This is a genomic window from Pseudomonas sp. Sample_16 (assembly GCF_004307665.1).
Taxonomy (GTDB): domain Bacteria; phylum Pseudomonadota; class Gammaproteobacteria; order Pseudomonadales; family Pseudomonadaceae; genus Aquipseudomonas.
This window is the reverse complement of the sequence record NZ_RCOB01000123.1, coordinates 19,895-23,249: the sequence shown is the minus strand read 5'-3', so window position 1 is coordinate 23,249 and position 3,355 is coordinate 19,895. Positions and strand designations below refer to the sequence as shown.

The following is a 3,355-nucleotide window of genomic DNA, read 5'->3' as shown; positions in this document are numbered from 1 at the left end:
TGCGCCCTGGCCATCCTCAACACCGGCGCCCATGTCGACAACGCCAAGACCATCCTCGAAGCCTACAAGGACTTCGAAATCCGCATTCACCAACAGGACCGCGGCGTGCGCCTGGAATTGCTGAACGCCCCCGCCGATGCTTTCGTCGACGGCGAAATGATCGCCAGCACCCGTGAAATGCTGTTCAGCGCCCTGCGCGACATCGTCTACACCGAAAACGAACTCGACAGCCAACGCATCGACCTGAGCACCTCCCAGGGTATCAGCGACTACGTCTTCCACCTGCTGCGCAACGCCCGCACCCTGCGCCCCGGCGTCGAGCCGAAGATCGTGGTGTGCTGGGGCGGCCACTCGATCAACACCGAAGAATACAAATACACCAAGAAAGTCGGCCATGAACTGGGCCTGCGCAGCCTCGACGTCTGCACCGGTTGTGGCCCTGGCGTGATGAAAGGCCCGATGAAAGGCGCCACCATCGCCCACGCGAAACAGCGTATCCATGGCGGTCGTTACCTTGGCCTGACCGAACCGGGGATCATCGCCGCCGAGGCGCCGAACCCGATCGTCAACGAACTGGTGATCCTGCCAGACATCGAAAAACGCCTGGAAGCCTTCGTCCGCGTCGGCCACGGCATCATCATCTTCCCGGGCGGTGCCGGTACGGCGGAAGAATTTCTCTACCTGCTCGGCATCCTGATGCACCCGGACAACGCAGGCCTGCCCTTCCCGGTCATCCTCACCGGGCCTAAACACGCCGCACCGTATCTGGAGCAACTCGACGCCTTCGTCGGCGCCACCCTCGGTGAAGACGCCAAGCAGCATTACCAGATCATCATCGATGACCCGGCAGAAGTCGCCCGGCAGATGACCCTTGGCCTCAAAGCGGTCAAGCAGTTCCGCCGCGAGCGTAACGACGCGTTCCACTTCAACTGGTTGCTGAAAATCGACGAAGGCTTCCAGCGCCCGTTCGACCCAACCCACGAAAACATGGCCAACCTCAAACTGAGCCGCGACCTGCCAGCCCACGAACTGGCCGCCAACCTGCGCCGCGCGTTCTCGGGCATCGTCGCCGGCAACGTCAAGGACAAGGGCATTCGCCTGATCGAACAACACGGCCCCTACCAGATCCGCGGTGACGCCGCGATCATGCAGCCGCTGGACCTGCTGCTCAAAGCCTTCGTTGCCCAACACCGGATGAAACTCCCGGGTGGCGCGGCTTATGTGCCGTGTTATCGCGTGGTTGCCTGACGGTCAAGCAATAGACACAAGCTGAAGCCTTGGCTTCGGCTTGTTGTCTTTGTGGCCACAGAACGCCTGAATGCAATGCCGGGTCGGCCACTCCTCCTGTAGGAGCAAGGCTTGCCCGCGATGACGTAGTATCAGTCGACATCACTGTGGGTTGTCCCACCGTCATCGCGGGCAAGCCTTGCTCCTACAAGGGCGATACGGCAAAAAGCTTCACCGTTGCCCAAAAATGCACAACCGACGAAGAACAAGAGAATCGATTCATGGACCACGTCAACCACATCCTGATCGTTGATGATGACCGCGAAATTCGCGAACTGGTGGGCAACTACCTGAAAAAGAACGGCCTGCGCACCACCCTGGTCGCCGACGGCCGGCACATGCGCAGCTTCCTCGAAACCAATCAGGTCGACCTGATCGTCCTCGACATCATGCTGCCCGGCGATGACGGCCTGGTCCTGTGCCGCGAACTGCGCTCAGGCAAACACAAAGCCACGCCGATCCTGATGCTGACTGCGCGCAATGACGAGACCGACCGCATCCTCGGCCTGGAAATGGGCGCCGACGACTACCTGACCAAACCCTTCGCCGCCCGGGAACTGCTGGCCAGGATCAACGCTGTTCTGCGCCGTACCCGGATGTTGCCACCCAACCTATTAGTCACTGAAACCGGCCGCCTGCTCGGTTTCGGCCGCTGGCGCCTGGATACCACCGCCCGTCACCTGTTGGATGAAGACGATACCCTGGTCGCCCTCAGTGGCGCCGAGTACCGATTGCTTCGCGTGTTCCTCGATCACCCGCAACGGGTGCTGAGCCGAGATCAACTGCTCAACCTGACCCAGGGCCGCGACGCCGACCTGTTCGACCGTTCCATCGACTTGCTGGTCAGCCGCTTGCGCCAGCGACTCAAGGACGATTCACGGGAGTCGACCTACATCAAGACGGTACGCAGCGAGGGCTATGTTTTTTCCTACCCGGTGGAAATGCTTGATGCGCAGGTATAAGCGTTAACCGAAGGTTTTGTATCCGTTTGTATAAGATACTTCCCGGGATACGTAAAAGCCGATTTCGAGCGTTTCAGGCACACATCAGCGATACACCCCGGCGTTTAACTGTGAACACCAGATAGCACGAGCTACTGACCCCCTCACACTTAAGCGCACGGAGAATTACCCATGATCAACTTCTCGAAAGTTTCGTCCCTGGCACTCGGCCTCGCATTGGTGGGCGGTCTTGGCCTGTCGAACCTGGCATCGGCGAATACGTCGAATACCGTTTCCCACAGCCAGATCCAGTCGCTACTGGCAGAAGGCGGTTCGGACCGGTTGCAACAAAATCGCGTGGCCGAAGGGGGTTCTGACCGGCTGATCCAGAACCGCGTGGCCGAAGGTGGCTCTGATCGCCTGATCCAGAACCGCGTGGCCGAAGGGGGTGCCGATCGCCTGATCCAGAACCGCGTAGCCGAAGGGGGTGCCGATCGCCTGCAAGAACTGCGCGAACGCGTCGCCTCGATCCCGAGCAACGCCGTGCGCGGTGGCGTAATCGTCGCCGAAAATCGCGCCGAGTTCGGCTCCAAGTATCAGCGCTACTGATCGCGACTGACCTGACAACACAGTCCCTGTGGGAGCTAGCGCCCACAGGGCTGCCGCATCATCGCCGAAAGATCATTGTTCTCGATAACGACTATGCGTCAGGGTGTTTTCTCATCGCGATGCTCCAGCACTACAGTGGCCACATCTTCTCCCCACCCTCTGGAGCAACACCATGAAAAGCATCATCGGTCTTGGATTCGCCCTCTCGGTTCTCGGCGCTACTTCCGCCATCGCCGCCCCACACGCGACTGCGCCAGCCGTTGCAGCAGCCAAAGTCAGCCAACCGGCCACGCTGAACGTGAATACCGTCGGCGTTGACCAGAAAGACAACCAGGCGAGCAAGCTCTATGTCGCAGAGAACCGCCCCGAGTTCGGCTCCAAATATCAGCGTTATTGATCAACGGCCTTGGGCTGCTTGAAACAGGAAACTCCGCCAAACAAGCGGGGTTTCTGCATTTGTGGTGTGTGGTGTGGCGAGCGAGCTTGCTCGCGCTGGGCTGCGCAGCGGCCCCAGGTTT

At 60.1% G+C, this 3,355-nt stretch carries 4 protein-coding genes; all 4 read left to right on the top strand.

Annotated elements, in window-relative coordinates; translation table 11 throughout:
• A partial coding sequence (gene ppnN / locus D8U69_RS17220) for a nucleotide 5'-monophosphate nucleosidase PpnN (RefSeq protein WP_130907784.1) occupies positions 1-1,248 on the top strand: 1,248 nt, incomplete at its 5' end.
• Positions 1,249-1,508: 260 nt separating this feature from the next.
• Positions 1,509-2,249, top strand: coding sequence for a response regulator (locus D8U69_RS17215; RefSeq protein ID WP_130907783.1), 741 nt, complete (start codon positions 1,509-1,511; stop codon positions 2,247-2,249).
• A gap of 171 nt (positions 2,250-2,420) precedes the next feature.
• A complete protein-coding gene (locus D8U69_RS17210; protein ID WP_056856706.1) occupies positions 2,421-2,837 on the top strand; it encodes a hypothetical protein in 417 nt (138 codons plus the stop codon).
• A 172-nt stretch (positions 2,838-3,009) separates the two neighbouring features.
• Positions 3,010-3,234, top strand: coding sequence for a hypothetical protein (locus D8U69_RS17205; RefSeq protein ID WP_056856707.1), 225 nt, complete (start codon positions 3,010-3,012; stop codon positions 3,232-3,234).
• Positions 3,235-3,355: the final 121 nt, after the last annotated feature.